This is a genomic window from Caulobacter sp. FV2ye17ST, assembly GCF_058680955.1.
This window is the reverse complement of record NZ_CM178727.1, coordinates 1,567,596-1,586,582: the sequence shown is the minus strand read 5'-3', so window position 1 is coordinate 1,586,582 and position 18,987 is coordinate 1,567,596. Positions and strand designations below refer to the sequence as shown.

At 66.5% G+C, this 18,987-nt stretch carries 15 protein-coding genes; 7 read left to right on the top strand and 8 right to left on the bottom strand.

The genetic code is table 11. The features are described from left to right. Nucleotides 1–29: 29 nt before the first annotated feature. Together ACW17V_RS07695 and ACW17V_RS07690 are read right to left on the bottom strand one after the other, a co-directional pair. Nucleotides 30–548 carry a DUF805 domain-containing protein gene (locus tag ACW17V_RS07695; RefSeq protein ID WP_492108265.1) on the bottom strand — a complete coding sequence of 173 codons (519 nt, stop codon included), beginning with the start codon at nt 546–548 and terminating at the stop codon, nt 30–32. Nucleotides 549–597: 49 nt separating this feature from the next. Beyond that, nucleotides 598–2,592, bottom strand: coding sequence for an acetyl-CoA carboxylase biotin carboxylase subunit (locus tag ACW17V_RS07690; protein ID WP_492108264.1), 1,995 nt, complete (start codon nt 2,590–2,592; stop codon nt 598–600). Nucleotides 2,593–2,751: 159 nt separating this feature from the next. Here ACW17V_RS07690 and ACW17V_RS07685 point away from each other — a divergent pair, with 159 nt between their 5' ends. Further along, nucleotides 2,752–3,255, top strand: coding sequence for a GlcG/HbpS family heme-binding protein (locus ACW17V_RS07685; protein WP_492108263.1), 504 nt, complete (start codon nt 2,752–2,754; stop codon nt 3,253–3,255). A gap of 50 nt (nt 3,256–3,305) precedes the next feature. Here the strand turns inward: ACW17V_RS07685 and ACW17V_RS07680 are convergent, their stop codons facing one another. Beyond that, nucleotides 3,306–3,884 (bottom strand): DJ-1/PfpI family protein, encoded by a 579-nt coding sequence (locus tag ACW17V_RS07680; RefSeq protein WP_492108262.1) that lies wholly within the window; start codon nt 3,882–3,884, stop codon nt 3,306–3,308. A 10-nt stretch (nt 3,885–3,894) separates the two neighbouring features. Next, entirely contained in the window at nt 3,895–4,215 is a 321-nt protein-coding gene (locus ACW17V_RS07675) for a YbjQ family protein (protein WP_492108261.1), read from the bottom strand. A 69-nt stretch (nt 4,216–4,284) separates the two neighbouring features. Between ACW17V_RS07675 and msrB the strand changes: the two genes are divergently transcribed. Then, nucleotides 4,285–4,767 carry a peptide-methionine (R)-S-oxide reductase MsrB gene (gene msrB, locus ACW17V_RS07670; RefSeq protein WP_492108260.1) on the top strand — a complete coding sequence of 161 codons (483 nt, stop codon included), beginning with the start codon at nt 4,285–4,287 and terminating at the stop codon, nt 4,765–4,767. 113 nt (nt 4,768–4,880) lie between these two features. On the opposite strand, the gene ACW17V_RS07665 is transcribed toward msrB, so the two are convergent. Next, entirely contained in the window at nt 4,881–7,229 is a 2,349-nt protein-coding gene (locus tag ACW17V_RS07665; RefSeq protein WP_492108259.1) for a TonB-dependent receptor, read from the bottom strand. Between the two features lie 569 nt (nt 7,230–7,798). After that, on the bottom strand, nt 7,799–9,268 hold the full coding sequence (locus ACW17V_RS07660) for an alpha/beta hydrolase (protein WP_492108258.1): 1,470 nt from the start codon (nt 9,266–9,268) through the stop codon (nt 7,799–7,801). Between the two features lie 123 nt (nt 9,269–9,391). Between ACW17V_RS07660 and ACW17V_RS07655 the strand changes: the two genes are divergently transcribed. Both ACW17V_RS07655 and ACW17V_RS07650 read left to right on the top strand, forming a co-directional pair. Beyond that, nucleotides 9,392–10,816, top strand: coding sequence for a LytR/AlgR family response regulator transcription factor (locus ACW17V_RS07655; protein WP_492108257.1), 1,425 nt, complete (start codon nt 9,392–9,394; stop codon nt 10,814–10,816). 105 nt (nt 10,817–10,921) lie between these two features. Continuing rightward, nucleotides 10,922–12,211 (top strand): MgtC/SapB family protein, encoded by a 1,290-nt coding sequence (locus ACW17V_RS07650; RefSeq protein WP_492108256.1) that lies wholly within the window; start codon nt 10,922–10,924, stop codon nt 12,209–12,211. A 363-nt stretch (nt 12,212–12,574) separates the two neighbouring features. Here the strand turns inward: ACW17V_RS07650 and ACW17V_RS07645 are convergent, their stop codons facing one another. Beyond that, on the bottom strand, nt 12,575–13,039 hold the full coding sequence (locus ACW17V_RS07645; RefSeq protein WP_492108255.1) for a chemotaxis protein CheW: 465 nt from the start codon (nt 13,037–13,039) through the stop codon (nt 12,575–12,577). A 23-nt stretch (nt 13,040–13,062) separates the two neighbouring features. After that, nucleotides 13,063–14,571, bottom strand: a complete 1,509-nt coding sequence (locus ACW17V_RS07640; RefSeq protein WP_492108254.1) for a methyl-accepting chemotaxis protein — start codon at nt 14,569–14,571, stop codon at nt 13,063–13,065. A gap of 319 nt (nt 14,572–14,890) precedes the next feature. Between ACW17V_RS07640 and ACW17V_RS07635 the strand changes: the two genes are divergently transcribed. The 3 genes from ACW17V_RS07635 (at nt 14,891) to ACW17V_RS07625 (ending at nt 18,987) form a co-directional block, all read left to right on the top strand. After that, complete coding sequence (locus ACW17V_RS07635; RefSeq protein WP_492108253.1) at nt 14,891–15,502, top strand: GntR family transcriptional regulator; 612 nt, start codon at nt 14,891–14,893, stop codon at nt 15,500–15,502. Between the two features lie 84 nt (nt 15,503–15,586). Beyond that, nucleotides 15,587–18,034, top strand: coding sequence for a TonB-dependent receptor (locus ACW17V_RS07630; RefSeq protein WP_492108252.1), 2,448 nt, complete (start codon nt 15,587–15,589; stop codon nt 18,032–18,034). Nucleotides 18,035–18,078: 44 nt separating this feature from the next. After that, nucleotides 18,079–18,987, top strand: coding sequence for a CE1 family esterase (locus tag ACW17V_RS07625; protein WP_492108251.1), 909 nt, complete (start codon nt 18,079–18,081; stop codon nt 18,985–18,987).

The following is an 18,987-nucleotide window of genomic DNA, read 5'->3' as shown; positions in this document are numbered from 1 at the left end:
GAGTCGGCAATCGCGCCGCACGGACTAATCTAGGCGTTTGCGCCGGGTGTCGGAAGGGCGGGATCGCCGAGGACTAGCCGGTCACCGACAACTTCGGGGTGCTTCGGCGAGAGACCGTAGCGATTTCGCCCGCGTGTCCCGTCAACAAAGCCGTAGTCGATGAGAACGTATAGCCCTAGTGCGACGACCGTGACGCCGCCAAGTGCGAGCAGATCGTCGCGCTCAAGGGCGCCAGCAATGCCGATGGCCAACCCCAAGACGAGGAATAGCGAGAGCACCACGATCGAATAGACCGCCGACCGATTGCGGTCATGACCGCGTTTCACCATGAGCGCGAGCGCCGGCCACAGGAAAAGCAGATCCACGACAGTTCGCGCGATCTCGTTGTTCTCCTCAGAGACGCCGCCGATCGCCACAATCAGACCCAGCGCGATGACGATCTTGACGATCCCCAGGCCGAAACTGATCAGCCAATACTCCGAGCGACGCATTCGCCCGTCGAAACTGAACAGACCATCGATGATGGGATTGGTTTTCGTCTTTGCCATGTCCGAGACTATGCCTCAGTTACGCCGAGGCACAATCGAAGATTGCGGACTAGGCGAACTCCACCAGAACCTCATCCGCCGCGACAGGATCGCCGCCCTTGGCGTTGACGGCCTTGACCACGCCGTCGCGCTCGGCGCGGATGATGTTCTGCATCTTCATGGCCTCCAGCACGCAGACCACCTCGCCCTCGCGCACCTGCTGGCCGGCGGTGACGTCCATCGAGACCACAAGGCCCGGCATCGGCGAGAGCACCAGCCTGGAGGTGTCGGCGGCCTGCTTCTCGGGCAGCATGTCGTGCAGCTGCGCCGAGCGCGGGGTCAGGACTAGGACCCGGGCCTTGGCGGCGCGGTGGCGGATGGTGAAGCCCTCGGCCGCCGGAGCGACCTGAACGGTGAAGGCGGCTCCGCCCAGCAGGCCGCGGAACACCGGCTTGCCCGGACGCCAGACGATGTCGCTCAGGATCAGGGAGCGGCCCTCGTCGAGCAGTTCGACGGTCAGATCCTCGTCGCCCGAAAGCTTTACGCGGCGCTTGGCGTGGCCGACGGCCACCACCCACTCGTCGCGCACGGACCCGTTGAGGCCCGCGACATTGGTGCGCGCCCGCGCGGCATAGACCCGCTGCATGGCCGCGCCGACAGCGGTCAGGATGTCGATCTGGACCGGGGTCGGTTCGGTGCCGCCGAAGCCGTCGGGGAACTCGTCCTTGATGTAGTTGGTCGACAGCTGGCCCGAGCGGAACCGCTCCTGGTCCATCACCGCATTGAGGAACGGGATGTTCTGGCCCAGGCCCTCGATATGGAAGTCCTCCAGCGCCCGGCCCATGCCGTCGACGGCGGCGATGCGGGTCGGGGCCCAGGTGCAGAGCTTGGAGATCATCGGATCGTAGAACATCGAGATCTCGTCGCCCTCGCGGACGCCGGCGTCGTTGCGGACGGTGTAGCCCTCATGCTGCCCCTCCTCCGGAGGGTCATACCGAACCAGGCGGCCGATGCTGGGCAGAAACTTGCGGTAGGGATCCTCGGCGTAGATGCGGCTCTCGATGGCCCAGCCGTTGATCTTCAGGTCCTTCTGCTCGAAGGCCAGTGCCTCGCCCCAGGCGCTGCGGATCATCTGCTCGACCAGGTCCAGCCCCGTGATCAGCTCGGTGACCGGGTGCTCGACCTGCAGGCGGGTGTTCATCTCCAGGAAGAAGAAGCTCTTGTCCTGGCCGGCCACGAACTCGACGGTGCCGGCGCTGTCGTAGTTGACCGCCTTGGCCAGGGCGACAGCCTGGGCGCCCATGGCGTTGCGGGTCGCCTCGTCGAGCAGCGGGGATGGCGCTTCCTCGATGACCTTCTGGTTACGGCGCTGGATCGAGCATTCACGTTCGAACAGGTGGACCACATTGCCGTGCTTGTCGCCCAGCACCTGGATCTCGATGTGGCGCGGGCTGACGATGAACTTCTCGATGAAGATGCGGTCGTCGCCAAAGCTGGCCTTGGCCTCGGCGCGGACGGCCGGAAAGCCTTCCTCTACGTCCTGGCGGGTCCAGGCCACGCGGATGCCCTTGCCGCCGCCGCCCGCCGACGCCTTGATCATCACCGGATAGCCGATCTCCTCGGAGATCTTCACGGCATGGGCGGTGTCGTCGATCTCACCGATATGGCCGGGCACGCACGAGACGCCGGCGGCCTGGGCGAACTTCTTGCTCTCGATCTTGTCGCCCATGGCGCGGATGGCGCCGGGGTTGGGACCGATGAAGGCGATGCCCTCGTCGGCGCAGCGCTGGGCGAAGCCGGCATTCTCCGACAGGAAGCCAAAGCCAGGATGCACGGCCTGGGCGCCCGTCTGCTTGCAGGCGTCGATGATCTTGTCTGCGACGAGGTAGGACTGGTTGGCCGGCGACGGGCCGATATGCACCGTCTCGTCGGCCATCTCCACGGCCATGCTGCCGGCGTCGGCGTCCGAATACACAACCACCGTCGCGATCCCCAGACGGCGGCACGTCTTGATGACGCGGACGGCGATCTCGCCCCGGTTGGCGATCAGGATCTTGCTGAACATGGTGTGGCCCCCTGCAAGCTTATTGTCTTGTTGGACACCGGTTATCAGGCCCTCGCCTGTTTGCAACCTTGCCCCTACGGCGCTAAAGCGGAGTCCGGGCATGACACCGGTTTCCAACAACGGTGCTCACGGAAATTGCCCAGGGGAGAAACGGCTATCATGAAGCCCACCGCACACTTTGCCGCGCTTGCACTCGCGCTGGCCGCCGCCTCGCCCGCCATGGCCCAGACCGCCGCGCCGCCGGCCGCCGCGCCGGTCTATCCGCCCTATGGCCGGTCGGTGACCCTGGCCGAAGCCAGGATCGCCGTCGCGGCCGCCCAAGCCGAGGCCGTCAAGAACGGCTGGTTCATGGTCATCACCGTGGTCGAGCCCAATGGCGCGCTGGTGCTGAGCGAAAAAATGGACGGCGCCCAATACGGCTCCAACGACGTGGCGCGACGCAAGGCCGAGACCTCGGCCAGCTTCCGGCGGCCGACCTCGTACTTTCAGGACGCGGTCAAGGGCGGGACGCTGAACGCCATCTTCACCGGCGCCCTGGCCATCGAAGGCGGCGAACTGCTGATCGTCGACAACCGCATCGTAGGCGCCATCGGCGCCTCGGGCGGATCGGGCGCCCAGGACGGCATGGTGGCCCGTGCCGGGGCGGCTGCGCTGGTCAAATAGGCGACTTCGGGCGGGCGGGATCGGCGACGGTCCCACCCGCCCAATCGTCGTCAGCCTGGGGCGAACTCTCTGGCGAACATGGCCTCGTAGCCGCCGATCAGCTCTTCTGACTCCGGCGCGATCAGCCGTGCGATACCAGCCGCGAAGCTGACCGGCGCGATGCCAGCCGCGCTGACGATCCTGCCGGAGGTCACCGCCCTCGCCTGATCGACGTACTGGGCGCCACCGCCATAACCGGGCGCCTGCTCCTCCAGCCAGTCCTTGCCGTTGGAGGTGTGCTCGCGCCCCTCGAACAGTCGGGCGCGCGCGGCGGCGACCGTGCCGGCGCAGATCGTGCCGACGATCTTGCCGTCGGCCACAGCCTGGCGCAGCAGCCCAAAGACCGCCTCATCATGAAAACTCGTCCAGGCGTCTGAACCGATCAGCAGGAAGACGTCGGCGTCGGACAGGACCGGATCGTCAAACCTGTAGTCGGCGGCGGCCAGCAGCCCGCCGATGGAGGTCTGGGGCTCGCCATCCGGCGTGGCGATCTCGATCTGGACGCCCAGATGCTCCCGCAGAAGCGCCAGGACGGGCCCGGCTTCCCAATCGGCCCAGCCCGGTTGCAGAAATGCGACGGCGACGGTCATCGGCCCTCCCCTAACGCAGCTTCACGGCGGTGCCGGCGGCGGTGACCATCAGCATGCCGCCGTCAGGGCCCAGCGACTCGTAGTCGAGATCCACGCCCACTACAGCGTCGGCGCCCAGGCGGCGGGCTTCATCGTTCATTTCCTGCAGGGCGATGTCGCGCGCCTCGCGCAGGGCCTTCTCATAACCGCCGGCGCGACCGCCAATGATGTTGGTGATGCCGGCGAAGATATCGCGGAAGATGTGCGCGCCGATGATCGCCTCGCCCGACACCACACCCAGGGTGGCGGCGGTCTCGCGCTCGGCGATGGAGGGGGTGGTGGAGGTCAGCATCGGCTCGTTCCTTCCTTATGGCGTCTTCGACTCTACCGGATCGGCTCCGGGCATCTTACATTGGGTGTCATGACAGACGCCGCCACCCGATCAACCGCCGGTTTTGACCTTACCGCGCCCAACGAGGCCGAACGCGAACGCCTTGAGGCCGACCTGACGTCCGAAGAGGCGCGGGTCCTGCTGCAGCATGGCACCGAGGCCCCGTTCTGTGGCGGCCTGCTGGGCGAAAAGAGCCCGGGCGTCTATGGCTGCCGCCTCTGCGGCCTGCCGCTGTTTCGCCACCAGACCAAGTTCGAAAGCGGCACGGGCTGGCCCAGCTTCTACGCACCGTTCGCCGAAGACCATGTCCGCGCGATCAAGGACACCTCTTACGGCATGACCCGGATCGAGACCCGCTGCGCTCGCTGCGACAGCCATCAGGGTCACGTCTTCCCCGACGGGCCGCCGCCGACCCGCCTGCGCTACTGTATCAATTCGGTGTCGCTGCAGTTCGTGAAGGCGGGTGATCCCCTGCCCGATCCGCTGCATCGGGGCGATCCGACCGTCGCTTAGCAACGTCGCGTCCGGTCATGGCCCTTGGGTCAAAGGCCGCGCCCTGCTGGCCGACCTGATCCGGGAAGTTGAGGCCGCCCGCGCGCCCAAAGGCGGCGAGCGGCCCCCGGGTACTAGAAGTCCGCCGAAAGGGTGAACTGGATCGTGCGGTGCGAGCCCGGGCGGAAGGTCGCCAGGGTGCTCACGGTCGTGCCGATCGTGCCCAGATAGTCGGTGTCGAAGATGTTATCGACATTGACCCGCGCCTTGACCTGCTCGAACGGGCCAAAGCCGAAGCCGTCGCCCATGTCGAGATAGGCGTTCCAGATCATGTAGCCGGGCGCGTGCTCGCTGTTGATGAAGTTGGTGAAACGGTCGTCGATCAGGCGTCCCGACAGGTTGAACACCAGGCCATCGGTCGGCTCCAGCGTGACCCCGCCCTGGAAGATCCATTCGGGGAAGTCCGGCACCTTCTTGCCGGCGATCTTCAGCGCGGCCGGCGTCGGCGTCAGGACGAAGTTGGCGATATCATCCTGAAATTCAGAGACATTGTACGAGATGTTGGTGTTGAAATAGATCTTGCCGTCGAACAGATCCGGCTTCCACTGGCCGCTGAACTCGGCCCCCGACGCTTCCACCGCGCCGACATTCTGGAAGAAGCTTTCGGTGGTGGTGCTGCCGGGCACCGGTGCGGAGAACGATTGCAGACGGTTCTTGAACTCGGTCTTGTAGACCACGAACGAGGCGTTGAACGTCGCCCGGTTGGCGCGATAGCCCAGCTCCCAGTTGGTCGAGGTCTCGGCCTCGGGCGCCGGGACCAGTGGGCTGGCGGCCGACAGCACGTCATCCGCGCCGCGCGGCAGGGCCATGTTCTCCGAGTATGACGCGAAGACCTGGTCGCGCGCGCCCACCGAATAGACCATGCCGATCTGCGGCAGGAAGCTGTCGGACCAGTTGGCCTTGATGCTGGGCTGACGGCGGTTGATGTAGTCGGCCGGGTTGCGATAGCCGCTGATCTCGTAGTCGACATCCAGGGTCTTGAAGCCAAATTCGAGCTTCAGATCGTCGTCCAACAGGCTGAGCGTGTCCTTCAGGAAGAACTGCGTCGTCTGACGGGTCGAGGTGTAGTTGCGCTGAAGGTGGACCGGCTCGTTGAGCAGCGGCGCGCCGTCGGGGTTGCCGCCCTGGACGTTATAGCGGGCCTGAGTGCGGTGGTAGTCGTCGTCCTCGAGCCAGAGGCCGGCTTCGACGGTGTTGATGCCGATGCGCCATTCGCCCTTGGCCGTGACGCCCTGACGGGTGCCGTCGACGCCGGAAAGGCCGTACTGAATGCCCTTGGGCGCGGTCAGGCCGGCGACGATCAGGCGCTCGGCGTTGTGACTGGTCAGAGAGGTCGCATAGGCTTCAGGCGAAACGCCGTAGCCGCTCTTGTCCTCGTAATAGGCCGTGGCGCTCAGGTCGATGGACTCGCCCAGAGCGGTTTTCAGGGTCAGACCGTACAGGTGGTCCTTCCGCTTGTTCACCGCGAACTTGTAGTACTGATTGTAGTTGGCGTTCGAATAGGTCGGACCCGTCACGCCGTTGATGACGGCCGGAGCCAGCACCGGCACATAGCCCAGATAGGCGAAGTCTCGCCCGCTGCGGCCAAACGGGTCGTTCGCGTTCCCGAAATACTGCGCCTTGTTGATCGACGGCGAGTCGTAGTCGAAATAGTCGTTGTGCACGGTCTGGAAGGTCAGGCTGGTCGCCTCGCCCATGTCCCAGCGCAGCTTGGCTTCATAGTGGGTGCGATCGATGGTGCCCGGGCCGCGCCACAGGTCGCCCTCGATCCACGAGCCGCTGACATAGCCCGAGAACGGGCCGACCTTGCCGCTCTCCAACCGCAGGAAGGTGCGCTTGAGCGAGTCGCTGCCGCGCGTGTAGCTGGCCGAGCCGCCGGCGACTTCGCTGGGGGCCTGGGTGAAGTAGTCGACGATCGGGCCCAGCGACGCGTAGCTGGGCAGGGCCACATCGCCGGCCCCGGCCGAGGCGGTGACCCGCAGCAGGTTCTCGTTGTCGACATAGCGATAGATCGGGCTGCCGCCGAACTGGTCGCTGCGGCCCATGGGGATGTCGTCGAGCAGGAAGCCGATCTGCTGGAAGTTGAAGGCCCGCACCGAGACCGAGTTGCCGAACTCGTACATGCCCAGGGCGTCATTGGCCTGGACGTTGAAGCCCGGAAGCGACTCCAGCATCTTCAGGCCGGTGACGCCGGCCGGCGCAGACAGCAGCGCCTCGCGGGTGATGGAAACCGTGGCGGTCGCCTGGTCTGTGCCGATGGCGACGCTGGCCTCAGACAACCGCTTGCCGGTGACGACCACCAGATCGACCTCCGTCGCCGGCGCCGCTTCCTGGGCCAGCACCGGAGTGGCGACGGCAAGGATCGAGGCTGCAAGAAGCGCCGGTTTGAGGCTGCGCGATCGGGCTTTTGTTTTGATACTCATGACTATCCCCTCTTCGATCTCGTCGCGGCGGGGAGGCCTGACGAGATTCTGTTTGGTCCTAGGACTGACGAAGAATGAGACGCTGATTTCAGGCGTCCGGCCGCGCGCGAACGACGCGGCGCGCGTGAATGCCTGCGGACTGCACGGCGCGAGACCGGTCAGTCGCATTGATCGCCCCAATATTAGGCGACCCGGCGCGGGTCACGGCGCAGAGAGAGGTGAGAATGAACCTTGGGGCGGATCTCCGAAAACGCGGAGCTATTGGGGCAAGATCATCTTTATCGATCGAATTCAGAGACTTAATGTTTGAGTTGAGCAAGCTTGAGCATTCGCGCCAAGGGGGATCACGGCGGCCGCCGGCCCCCTGCGTCGCCTGGCGGCCCCGCAGACCTGTGAGCTGCCGTTCTCCGACGTCATCATGCCGGGCGGGGTCAGCGGTTGGAACTCGCCCGCCGGGCGCGGATCGGCGCGCCGCGACTTCGCCGATGACGATCAGCACAGCGCCGCCAACCGTCTGCCCGGCCGCGCCGGGAGAGTTTCCAGGGTTTCGCGTTAGAGCCGCGCGTCGATCACGCCACCTGGAACTTCGGCGGCGGCAGGCTCAGTCGGGTGTCGGCCACCGTCTCGCCGCGGAAGAACCGCACCATCAGGGCCTGTACGTCGGGATGGGCCTCGAAGACATTGTGGCCGGCGTTCTCGACGATCACCCGCGACTTGTGCTGGAACTGGGCCGCAACCTCGTCCTGCTCGGACATCGGCGTGCGGCCGTCCAGCGTGCCGGCGACCAGCAAGGCGGGGTGGTCGATGCGGAGCGGCGCACGGAAGCCTTCTCCCAGATCAACGCCCGGGACCACGCCCAGCAGCTGCGGCATCGGGAAGTTCAGCGCCTCGCCCAGCACGGCGGTCTTGGCTTCGCGTCGCACCAGGGCCAGCCGGGCCGGCGAGATCCCCGACGCTAGGTCCGTCGCCTCAGGCATGCCAGCGATGCCGAGAAGGTTCGCGAATTCGCCCATGAAGGGCTTCAGCACGTCCGTTTGGCCCGCGTCGAGCGCCAGATACAGTCCCGGCAGCATGACCAGGGTTTGCGGATTGGCGATCAACCCGCCCGCCATGAGTTGAATGGCGAAGCCGCCAATGCGGAGCTCGACCGGCGCGCCATTCAGCGTGGCGGTCATCTTCACCGGCGCCGCCTCCAGCTTGGCGTGCACGCGCCGCATCAGGGCGGGAAGATCGGGGATCGCCGCGCGCACGGCGGGATCGGCGGCCAACAGTCCATCCACCTCCCGCAAAAGCGCGTCCACCGCCGCCGGCCGCTTCACCGTCTGGTCCTGGCCCTCCAGGCTGGCCAGGGCGACGCGGTTCACACGGTCGCCATGCCGCCTGAGCATGCTGAGCGCCAGGTGCGTGCCATAGCTGATCCCCCACAGGTCGACCTTGTCCGCGCCCAGGTGACGTCGCAGGTCGTCGATGTCGTCGGCGTTCTGCTCGGTGTTGTAGCCGGTCATGGCCACGCCGGCCTTGGTCCAGTCGGCCCAGGCCTCCTGGAAGTCCGTACGGAAATAGGACGTCAGCCCCGCCTCGGTGAATTCGGGCGGCGGCCGGGTCGAGGGCGGCCGTTCGGGAATGTGGTTGGACAGGCCTGTGCCGCGCTGGTCGAAGGCGATGACGTCCGCCCTCTCGCGCAGGGCCATCATGATCGGAAAGCGCGGTCCGGCCAGCGCACGTGTCGCCGTGCCCCCCGGTCCGCCAGCCAGGTAGATGATCGGCGGACCGGGCTCGGCCGCCGTCGAGGCGAACCGCACATAGCTCAGCCGGATCTTCCGAGACGTGGGATCGCGGCGATCCTCGGGGACCTCGAAGAAGCCTCGCTCCGCATCGGTGTCCTGCCCCTTCCAGCCCTTGAAGCGGAAGACGCCGGCCCGCGATGGAGACGACGAAACGGGAGCCTGGGGAGCTGCCGTCTGGGCGAACGCCAGGGCGGGAAAGGCGAGGCCGGCGGCGGCGAGAATGGTGCGGCGATTGAGCGATGCATGGGTCATGTCGACAGCAGAGCCGTCCCAAGCGCCGTCCGCCACACCGCTTCGGTCAATGGCGCCGTTTGATCGGCGAATGGTGGCGCATCTCGGCGAGCGGCGCCCTAAACTGGCTTCATGTGGCGAACCTTGCTTCTCGGCCTGCTCCTGACTGGCCTCACAACCCTGGCCCAGGCCCAGGAGATATCATGGCAGGCCTGTACCGGCGTGATCGGTCCGAGCGGTCCGGTGCTGAGCGACTGTCGGCCGATCGAGGATTTTGTCGATCCCCAGGGTCGTGAACTCTGGATCCGTTCCACGATAGGCACGCCCGGCGACACGCGCCCGCGCGCGCTGTATCTGGCGGGCGTCGCCTCGTCCGAGGCCTGGCTCAACGGCCAGCGCCTGGGCGTCAACGGTCGCCCTGGCGCTACGGCGCGGGAAGAAGTCCCTGGACGATACCAGGCGATCTTTCCGATCCGCGAGACCAGCTGGCGACCCGGTGCAAACACCTTGGTGCTGCACCTGTCGTCCTTCCATGGCGGCCTGCGCTTCGCCCGCCCAATGAGCGCGATGGTCGTCCTGCCCTATCCCTATCCACAGCGGGTCGCGCTGCAGGCGGTCACCTTTGTGACCGCCGGCGCTCTGCTGGCCGCTGCGTTCGGCTTCGGCGTCATCCATGCCATGCGCCGCACCGGATCAAGCCTCCTGCTGGCGGCCATGGCCGGCGTCGCGGCCTTGCAGGCCATCGTCGAGAGCCTGCGATCGCTGTTTGCCTATGCCTATCCGCTGCATGCCTGGCGGATGAGCGCCATCTGGGTTCTGGCGGCCGCCTTCGCGATCCTGCTGGTCGGCTATGTTGCCAGCCGGTTCCTGCCCAGGGCGCGGGGCCTGATGATCGGCCTGGCCCTGGGATTGGTCGGCGCCACGGTCCTGCTGCCGGGCTTTGATATCAAGACGGTCTGGGCGCTGATCCTGGGGGTGTCGCTCGCCGCCCTGCCCGCCGCGGCCGGCGTACGTCAGCGGCTCCCCGGCGCGCGGCTGACCCTGGGCTATCTGGCGCTGTTCCTCGCGCTGGCCCTCGGCTTCCCCGAATGGCTGGCCGACCTCTCCTACTTCCTGCTCGCCGCCGCCCTGGTGCTGCCGCTGCTGATGGTCGAGGTGGTGCGTTTGGGTCGCGACGACCGCGGTCGAGAGGCCGCCCTGACCCGCGCCGCCAGCCGCCCCGACCGCCTGACCGTGGCCTCGGCGCGAGGCGTCGAACTGGTTCCGATCGCGGAGATCCTGGCCGTGGTTGGGGCCGACGACTATGTCGAACTGCGGCTGGTCGGCGGCCGAAGCCTGCTGCACGCCGCCCGCCTTGATGGCCTGGCGACCCAGCTGCCGGAAAGCTTCCTGCGCGTTCATCGGTCGGTGATCGCCAATCTGGCCCAGGCGCAGCGCCTAGAGCGCGACGGCGACCGCTGGCGGCTGCACCTGAGCGAGGGCGCGCCTCTCCCCGTCAGCCGTTCGCGCCAGCCCGCCCTGCGCGAGGCCCTGGACGCTCCTACTCTTGTTGAGGCGGTTTCGGCGTAGCGGCGGGGTGACCTTCCCGCTGTTCCCAATCTCCGCATGAAGACATCCCCTGTAGCGTGATATCGGCACGGGCCCATAAATCCACTGGACAGGACCTGGGGCGGAATGGACCGTGGCCATCACCACGAGCCGATTGGAGCCTGGGCCATCCCTGACATCCCCATCCTGAACCTGGCCGTCGCCCTTGGCGTCGGCCTTCTGATCGGCGCCGAACGCGAGCGCCGCAAGCAGGCGCAAGCTTCGCCCGCGGCGGCCGGGATTCGCACCTTTTCGGTCACGACTCTGGCGGGAGCGGTCAGCTTTGTGATCGGCGGCCCGATGCTTCTGGCGACAGCCACGGCTGCGGTCGCCGTCCTGGCGGCCCTGAGCTACTGGCGGGCTCGCGCCGAGCCGGACGCCGGGCTTACGACCGAGATCGCCCTGATCCTCTCGGTCTTGGTTGGCGGCCTGGCGATCCTCGCGCCGGGCGTGGCCGCCTGTGTCGGGGTCATCGTCGCGATCCTGCTGGCCGCCCGGACCCCGCTGCATCACTTCGTCAGCAAGGTCCTGACGCCGGACGAGGTCCGCGACGCCATGATCCTGGCGGGAGCCACACTGGTCGTCCTGCCCTTGCTGCCCGATCGCGCGATGGGGCCGTTCCTGGCGCTCAACCCCCATTCGATCTGGGTCGTCGTTGTCCTGGTCCTGGCCATCGGCGCCGCCGGTCACGTCGCCGTGCGGGCGCTCGGCGCCCGGTGGGGCCTGCCCCTGGCCGGGCTGGCTTCGGGCTTTATCTCGAGCACGGCGACGATCGGCGCCATGGCCGGCAGAGCGGCGGCCGCGCCGGCGACACTATCGGCTGCGGTGGCGGGCGCGGTGCTGTCGACGGTGGCCACCATCGTCCAGATGGCGGCCGTGATCGCCGTCACCAGCCTTCCGACTCTGCAGGTCATGGCCGGGCCGCTGCTGTGCGCGGGCCTGACGGCTGCGGCCTATGGCGCGGGGTTCACCCTCCTGGCCCTGCGCCAGCCCGCCCATGAAGACCCTGATCCCGGCCAGGCTTTCAGTCTCTCGGCGGCCCTCGCCTTCGCCGCGACGCTGGCGGTGATCATCGTGGCCTCCTCGGCGCTTCGTGAGTGGTTCGGCGAGGTCGGCGTTATCGCCGGGGCGGCCCTGGCTGGTTTGCTGGACACGCATGCGGCGGCGATCTCGATCGCATCCCTGGTAGGCTCGGCCCGAATGACCCCCACTGAGGCCGTGCTGCCCATTCTCGCCGGACTTACGACCAACACCCTGACCAAGCTGATCTTCGCGTTTTCCGGTGGCCGCCGTGACTTCGCCTGGCGAGTTGCGCCGGGCCTGCTCCTGGTCGCTGTAGCGGCCTGGCTGGGCACGCTGATCCCGCCCTGGCTATGACAGGAAGGGCAAGGTCGCGCTCAGGCGTCTCCCTTGAGCCTGGCTGGCGTTGCGTCGCGATCGTTTGATCACGGCGGCTTCCCCCGACACCAGGCCGCAGGCTCCTTGAGCGCAGCCACAAGTTCGTCTGGGTCGACAAGCTCGCCTGCGACTTCACGGTCTTCGCGAGTTTCGTCCGCATCATGCCACGGCTCAGGCGGCTAAATCGTCCCTGCAGACTGGAACAGCCTCCCAAGTCCCTCCAGTTTCCGGACGCATAGACCGTCGACGTCGTCGGCAGTGATCGACCCTGACCCGACGTCCGGAGTGAGGATTGGGTGGCTGCGAGGGCTGGTCCGTCCGAAAACAGACAGCCGTGAACGCCTAGGCGGCGAGGTGCTGCGCCGGGAGAAGCGCGCTGACGACCAGTCGACTAAGTAGGCGGTCCCCAATCGGAATGATGGCGTCGACGAAAAGGTCTGGCGTCGTCGTTTCGATCTGAGGCGGTTCTTGCAGGACGCTGGCATCGACCTGGAAGGTCTCCTGGACACCGTCAACCAGAACCCCGGCTAACTGCGCGCCGTGCTGGATCACCACGATGACATGGCGCGACGACACTTCGGTCACGCCCAAACCCAAACGACAGCGCAAATCGATTACCGGCATCACCGCGCCGCGAAGGTTGATGACCCCCAGCACATACACCGGCGTGTGCGGCATCTGCGTGGATGGAGTCCAGCCACGGATCTCACGAACGCTGCGGATATCGATACAAAACTCCTGACCCCCGATCTCAAAGGAGATCAGTTCCAGTTGCCCCTCGCTGGCCAGGCCGCCGTCGCTAGTCATTTGGCCATCTCCCTCCGCACGGGTCAGAATTCTTCCCAGGACTGGGCTGCCGCCTGAGCCGCGCCGCCGGGACGGGCGAACGCCGCGATCTTGGCCTGCTCGCGCGCCACTGGGTTGGCTGCCGGCGCATGACGACCAGGATGAGCGGGTTCGCCCCTTGCGGCGGGCGCGCCGGTCTGGAAGCGCGCGACCAGCGTGGCCAATTCGGCGGCCTCGGTTCTGAGGTTTGAGGCCGCGGCGGTGGCTTCTTCCACCATAGCGGCGTTCTGCTGGGTCACTTGGTCCATCTGGTTGACGGCGGTATTGACCTCATTGAGGCCCGTCGCCTGCTCCTGGGACGACGTGGCGATCTCGGAAATCAACACGTCGATTTCGGCGATCTTGCCGACGATGCCCGTCAGCGCCTGTCCGGTGTCGCCGACCAGCTTGACCCCCCGCTCGACCTGGGCCGTGCTGCTGGCGATCAGGGTCTTGATCTCCTTGGCCGCTTCGGCCGAGCGCTGGGCCAGGGCTCGAACTTCCTGGGCGACGACCGCGAAGCCCCGTCCCGCTTCGCCAGCGCGCGCCGCTTCCACGCCTGCGTTCAAGGCCAGAAGGTTGGTCTGGAAGGCGATCTCGTCGATGACACCGATGATCTGGGTAATCTGACCCGAGCTTTGCTCGATTTCGCCCATGGCGGCCACGGCGTCTCGCATGACGTCCCCCGAACGCGCTGCATCGCTTCGCGCTCCCGAAGCCGCCGTGGAGGCCTGCTGGGCGCCAACGGCGCTACGCTTGACGGTGGCGGTGATCTCGTCGAGCGCCGCCGCCGTCTGTTCAAGACTTGCTGCCTGTTGCTCGGTGCGACGCGACAGATCGTCCGACGCCGACGAGATTTCGTCAGCCCCGGCGCGCAAGCCGCCCGTCGTCGCGGTTATGCTGCTCATCGCCTCCCGCAACGCATCAATGGCGGCGTTGAAGTCATCCCTGATCTGAGTGTAACGCCCCACGAACTGCGCGGTGATCCGAGCGGTAAGGTCGCCCTGCGCCATGCGTTTGAGGCTCGCGGCGAGGTTGGCCACGACCTCTTCCTGCTCCCCGGCCGATCGCTCTCGCTCGGCCTCTGACTGAATCCGTTCGATCTCGATCGCCGTGACGTCGGTCGCGAACTTGATGACCTTGTAAGGCTTGCCGTTCTCGTCGAGCACGGGGTTGTACGAGGCCTGGATCCAGCACTCGGAGCCGTGCTTGGTAATCCGCAGGAACTTGCGGGCGACGAACTGGCCGCTGTTAAGTTCATCCCAGAAAGCGCGGTACTGTGCGCTCGCGGCTTCGGCCGGTGGAACAAAAATCCGGTGATGCTGGCCTACGACCTCTTCGGCGCGATAACCCAGAGCGTTCAGGAAGTTGGTGTTGGCCCGCAGGATGGTTCCGTCGAGCTTGAACTCGATCACCGCCTGGGAGCGATCCATGGCCGCGACCTGCGCTCTCAATTCACGCAGTTCAACCGCGGCAGCGGTCTGCTTGGTCTTTGCCGTGTTTGAGAACAGCATGGCCGGTGGCTTCGCTCCAAGAACATGGTTGCCGAAATTTTTCCGAAAATGGCTAACGCAATCCTAATTGCGCGCCGCTCGCATCTGAACGGCTCCGGCAGATCTACCGAAATCGGGTATGTCCTTGGGTGGTGCGGCAATCCGCGCGCCCTCGCCGATTGACGGCGGCCTTTGGCGCGGCGCAGCGCGCTTGACCTGGATGCGCCCAGAAAACAGCTTGATAGGGCGAGCCCACACATCACATTGTAGACAAATGACCAAAGCCACGACCGCGCGTCTACAACAGCGCCGCAACCGATCGACGGCCGATAGGGTCGCCATGGATCTGGCGTTCCTGATCGAGACTGGCGTCTACAAACCCGGTGATCGGTTGCGGGAAGTCGAGTTGTCGGAACGCTTCAAGGTCAGTCGGGCGCCCGTGCGAGAAGCGCTGCGGGTTCTGGCTACTCGATCGCTCGTCCATATGGAGCCGATGAAGGGCGCGACGGTCGCGCGGCTGTCCGACCAGGAGGCGCGCGAGAGCGTCGAGATCAGCGCCGTGCTGTTCGGCCTGGCGGCTCGGAAGGCAGCAAGTGCCCGTGACGACGACGATATTGCCGCCCTATGGCGACAGGTCGAGCGTTTGGAGGCCATGGCTGGAGAGGGTGTCGAGCCGCTCGAGTTCTTCCGCCAAACCCTGCGGGCCGGCATCGTCGTCGTCGACGCCGCCAAGGGCAGCCGGCTTCGCGCCCTGATCGTCGATGTGCGCATGGGGGCGGCCGACAATTTCGGTCCCTACGGCTTCACCACCCTGGCCTTGCGCGTCCAGGCCGCCAAACGTTGGCGCGATCTGGTCGACGCGATCGAGCGTGGCGATGGCGCTGAAGCGGACCGCCAGGCGCAACTGACCCACGTCGACTCCCTGACGGCGGCGCTAAAGATAACGACGTAAATTGTCGACAATCTGTAGACAGCGATAATCGTCTCGGCATAGTTTCCGGCATCAAGGCGCGCAGACGCCGTGTGGAGGATAACGATGGGACAGGTTCGGACGGCTCCGGCCGAGAGCGTCGCGCGCCGACTCGGCGCGACGAACAAGACGCTGCTGATGAGCGGCGTCGCCGCACTGCTTCTGGGGACGCCCCTTGCAAATCAGGCCCACGCCCAGGCTCCTGCGTCCGGCCAGACTGGGGCGGGCGATGTCGGCGAAGTGGTCGTCACGGCGCGCCGGCGCGCCGAGCAGTTGCGCGATGTCCCCGCCGCCGTCACCGCGATCACGGAAGTCGATCGTCAAGGACTCGTGCTGGACCGCATGGAGGACTACCTGCGGCAGGTCCAGGGCGTGACCCTGGTGACCTCCGGTCCCGAATATCTGAACGACATTTCCATTCGAGGTCAGGGCAGCGGCCGGGTCGGCTTCACCGAAACCGCCACCGGCCTCTATCGAGACGGACTCTATAGTTCCGGCGGTGGCTTTGGCGGTCGCTCTCTGACCCGCATGGACCTGCTCGACAATTCACGGGTCGAAGTGCTGCGAGGTCCGCAAGGGGCGCTCTTTGGGCGCAACGCGGTCGGCGGCGCGGTGAACGTGATTTCCAACGCGCCCAAGCCTGACTTCGGCGGCACGGCGACCGTGCGCCATTCGGATCCTGAGCGGACAGACCTGGAGGCCATCGTCAATCTGCCGCTCGGCGAGACCGTCGCGGCGCGGATCGGCGGTTTCATCAGCGATCAACACGATGGCTTCATCGTCAATACGACGACCGGAAACGTCACCGACACCCAGGATTCCAAGGGCGTACGATTGGCGATCGAGGCCAAGCCTTCCTCGAAGGTCACCCTGGGCGGCACGGCAGAGTATTTCGACAGCAGCGCAGCGGGCTTTACGGGCCTGGCCCGCAGTCCCGCTCTGGATCCGGGCCCCTATGTCCGCGCCAACCAGAACAGGGAGGGGCGTACAGATATCCAGGAAACCGGGCTTGCGCTGCGCACCGATATCGATCTGGGCTGGGCCGACATGGCTTTGCGCGGCTCGCATCGCGAGCGCGACGGCGCCCGAACGGGTGAGGACGACGATCACTTCGCGGGCGTGTCACTCTCGGACGTCGCCCCGGGCGCGGCGGTCAGCTATCCGGACTATTCGCGCGCGCAGTTCGAGGACTACAGGCGCGACGTGGCCCAGGTGACCTTCGCCTCAAAGGCGGAGGGGCGCGCCAGCTGGCTGTTCGGCGCGGAATTCCTGAGCTCCAAGGACCATGTCGTCACCGAGCCGGAAGACTGCCCGGCCTATACGGGCGCCGCCCTGCAGGTCACGCCTGGCTGCTTTGTCGGGACCGCGGCCGTGGGCGCGACAACGACCTTCTCGGCGGCGGCCCGTCAGGCCGGACGCGGTTCGATGAACCACGACACTTTCAACGAAGAGGTCGACTCCCTCTCGCTGTTCGGATCGATCGAGGCGAAGCTGGCCGAGGCGTGGTTGCTGGCCCTGGAACTGCGCGTCCAGCACGATAGCCGGGACTACGATTTCGAACGGTGGTCGGAGGATCCGCTCGTCTATTTCGGGACGGGTCCCGCGCCGACCGGATTGCTGGCCCCGATCGGCGGCTCCGGCGCGACCACCGCGCAATTCTGTCCGCCCACCCTGGCGGCATCAGCCTGCGCGGCGGGCAATCAGACCGCGACGATCAAGACCGGCTTCGACGACACTTTCTACACCCCGACCGTTTCGCTCCGCTGGAAAGTCGCCGAGGAGCAAAATGTCTATTGGCGCTTCGCCACGGCCTACCGCTCTGGCGGCTTCAACACCAACCTGCCACCGTCGGTGACGCGGACTCTGCTGCCGCAGATCCTCCGCTACGACGCGGAGTACGCCTACAACTATGAAACGGGCTGGAAGGGACGGCTGTTCGGCTTCAACGCCGAAGCCGCGCTCTACTACACCTGGACCAACCAGGTTCAGGTGGTCACCGCGCCGTCGGCGGGCTCGACGGGCTTCATCCTGTCGAACGCCGGCGACGCCCATGTCTATGGGTTTGAGGCCGAGGCGCGCCGCGTCTTCCGGGTCGGGCCTGGCAGGCTGGTGACGCGCGTCTCCTATTCGACGTCCGATGGCGCTTACGAAAAGGGCGCCAGCCTCATCAGCCAGGGCGTCACCGTGGATCTGGAGGGCAAGCAGGTTCCGCGCCTGCGAGCCAATCAGGTCGCGGCAAACGTCCTCTACACCCAGCCGATGGGACGACTGCGGGGCTTCGTCGGCGCCAGCGCGCAGTATGCGGACGGCGGGTTTGAAACACCCGACAACAGCCGGCCCTATGCGGGCTACACCCTCTACGACGCCCGCGTGGGCGTGGAAGGCGAGCACTGGCGGTTCTCGCTGACCGGCCGCAACCTGACCGACGAACGCTATGTGCTTAACGTCGTGGGCTCGGCCGAGTTCTGGAACCAGCCGCGCATCTACGGCGCGGAACTTACGCTGCGCTACTGAGCGCCCGCGAACAGGTGGGCGGCGCCAAGACAAGGATCGAACAGATGAAACCCGTCATTGCTGCGATCTTAACGGCTGTCATGTCGTTCGCGGGCAGCATCACCTGGGCCCAAGGCTCGGAAGCGCCTGTCGCGCAGAGCGTGCAGGTCGGCGGCGCCAGCCGTGAGTATCTGCTGGCCACCCCGACCGGGATCGAAAGGCCAGTCCCCCTGGTCATCGCCCTCCATGGCGGCGGCGGCAACGCCAAGACCATGACGCCACGCTGGCTGGACACGGCCCGCAAGGAGGGCTTCGCCGTGGCGTTCCCCAGCGGGGTCGGGCGTACGGGCAATATGGGCACCTGGAACGCCGAGGGCTGCTGCGGCTACGCCATGACGTCAGGCAGCGACGATATCGCTTTCATCGCGGCCATGATCGACGATATCGCGCGCACCCACCGGATCGATCCCGCTCGCATCTATGTGACGGGCCTGTCCAACGGCGGGATGCTGACCTATCGCGCCGGTGCAGCCCTCGCGCCGCGGCTCGCCGCGATCGCCGTGGTGTCGGGCGCGATGTTCGGCGGAGAGCCGGCTCCGTCGACGCCCTTGCCCGTCCTGATCATGCACGGCGCGCAGGACGATATCGTGCCCTTCAAGGGCGGGACGTCACCGATGGCGCTGGTGGCCCGTTCCCAGTCGCGCCCGTTCCGAGAGGTATCCTACGCCGTGGACTTCTGGCGCGGCGCCGACGGTTGCGCGCCGTCCCCCTCGGTCGAGGTCCAGGGCGACATTACGGTGGAGACCTACGGCAAATGCCTCAAGGACAGCGAGGTGGTCTTCTACAGGCTCAACTCCGCCGGCCATACCTGGCCGGGGCCCGTTGCGGCCAACGGCGGACTGGAGCGCGCCCGCTATGACCAGATCGACGCGACCGAGGTGATCTGGCGGTTCTTCAGCCGTCACGCGCGTTGA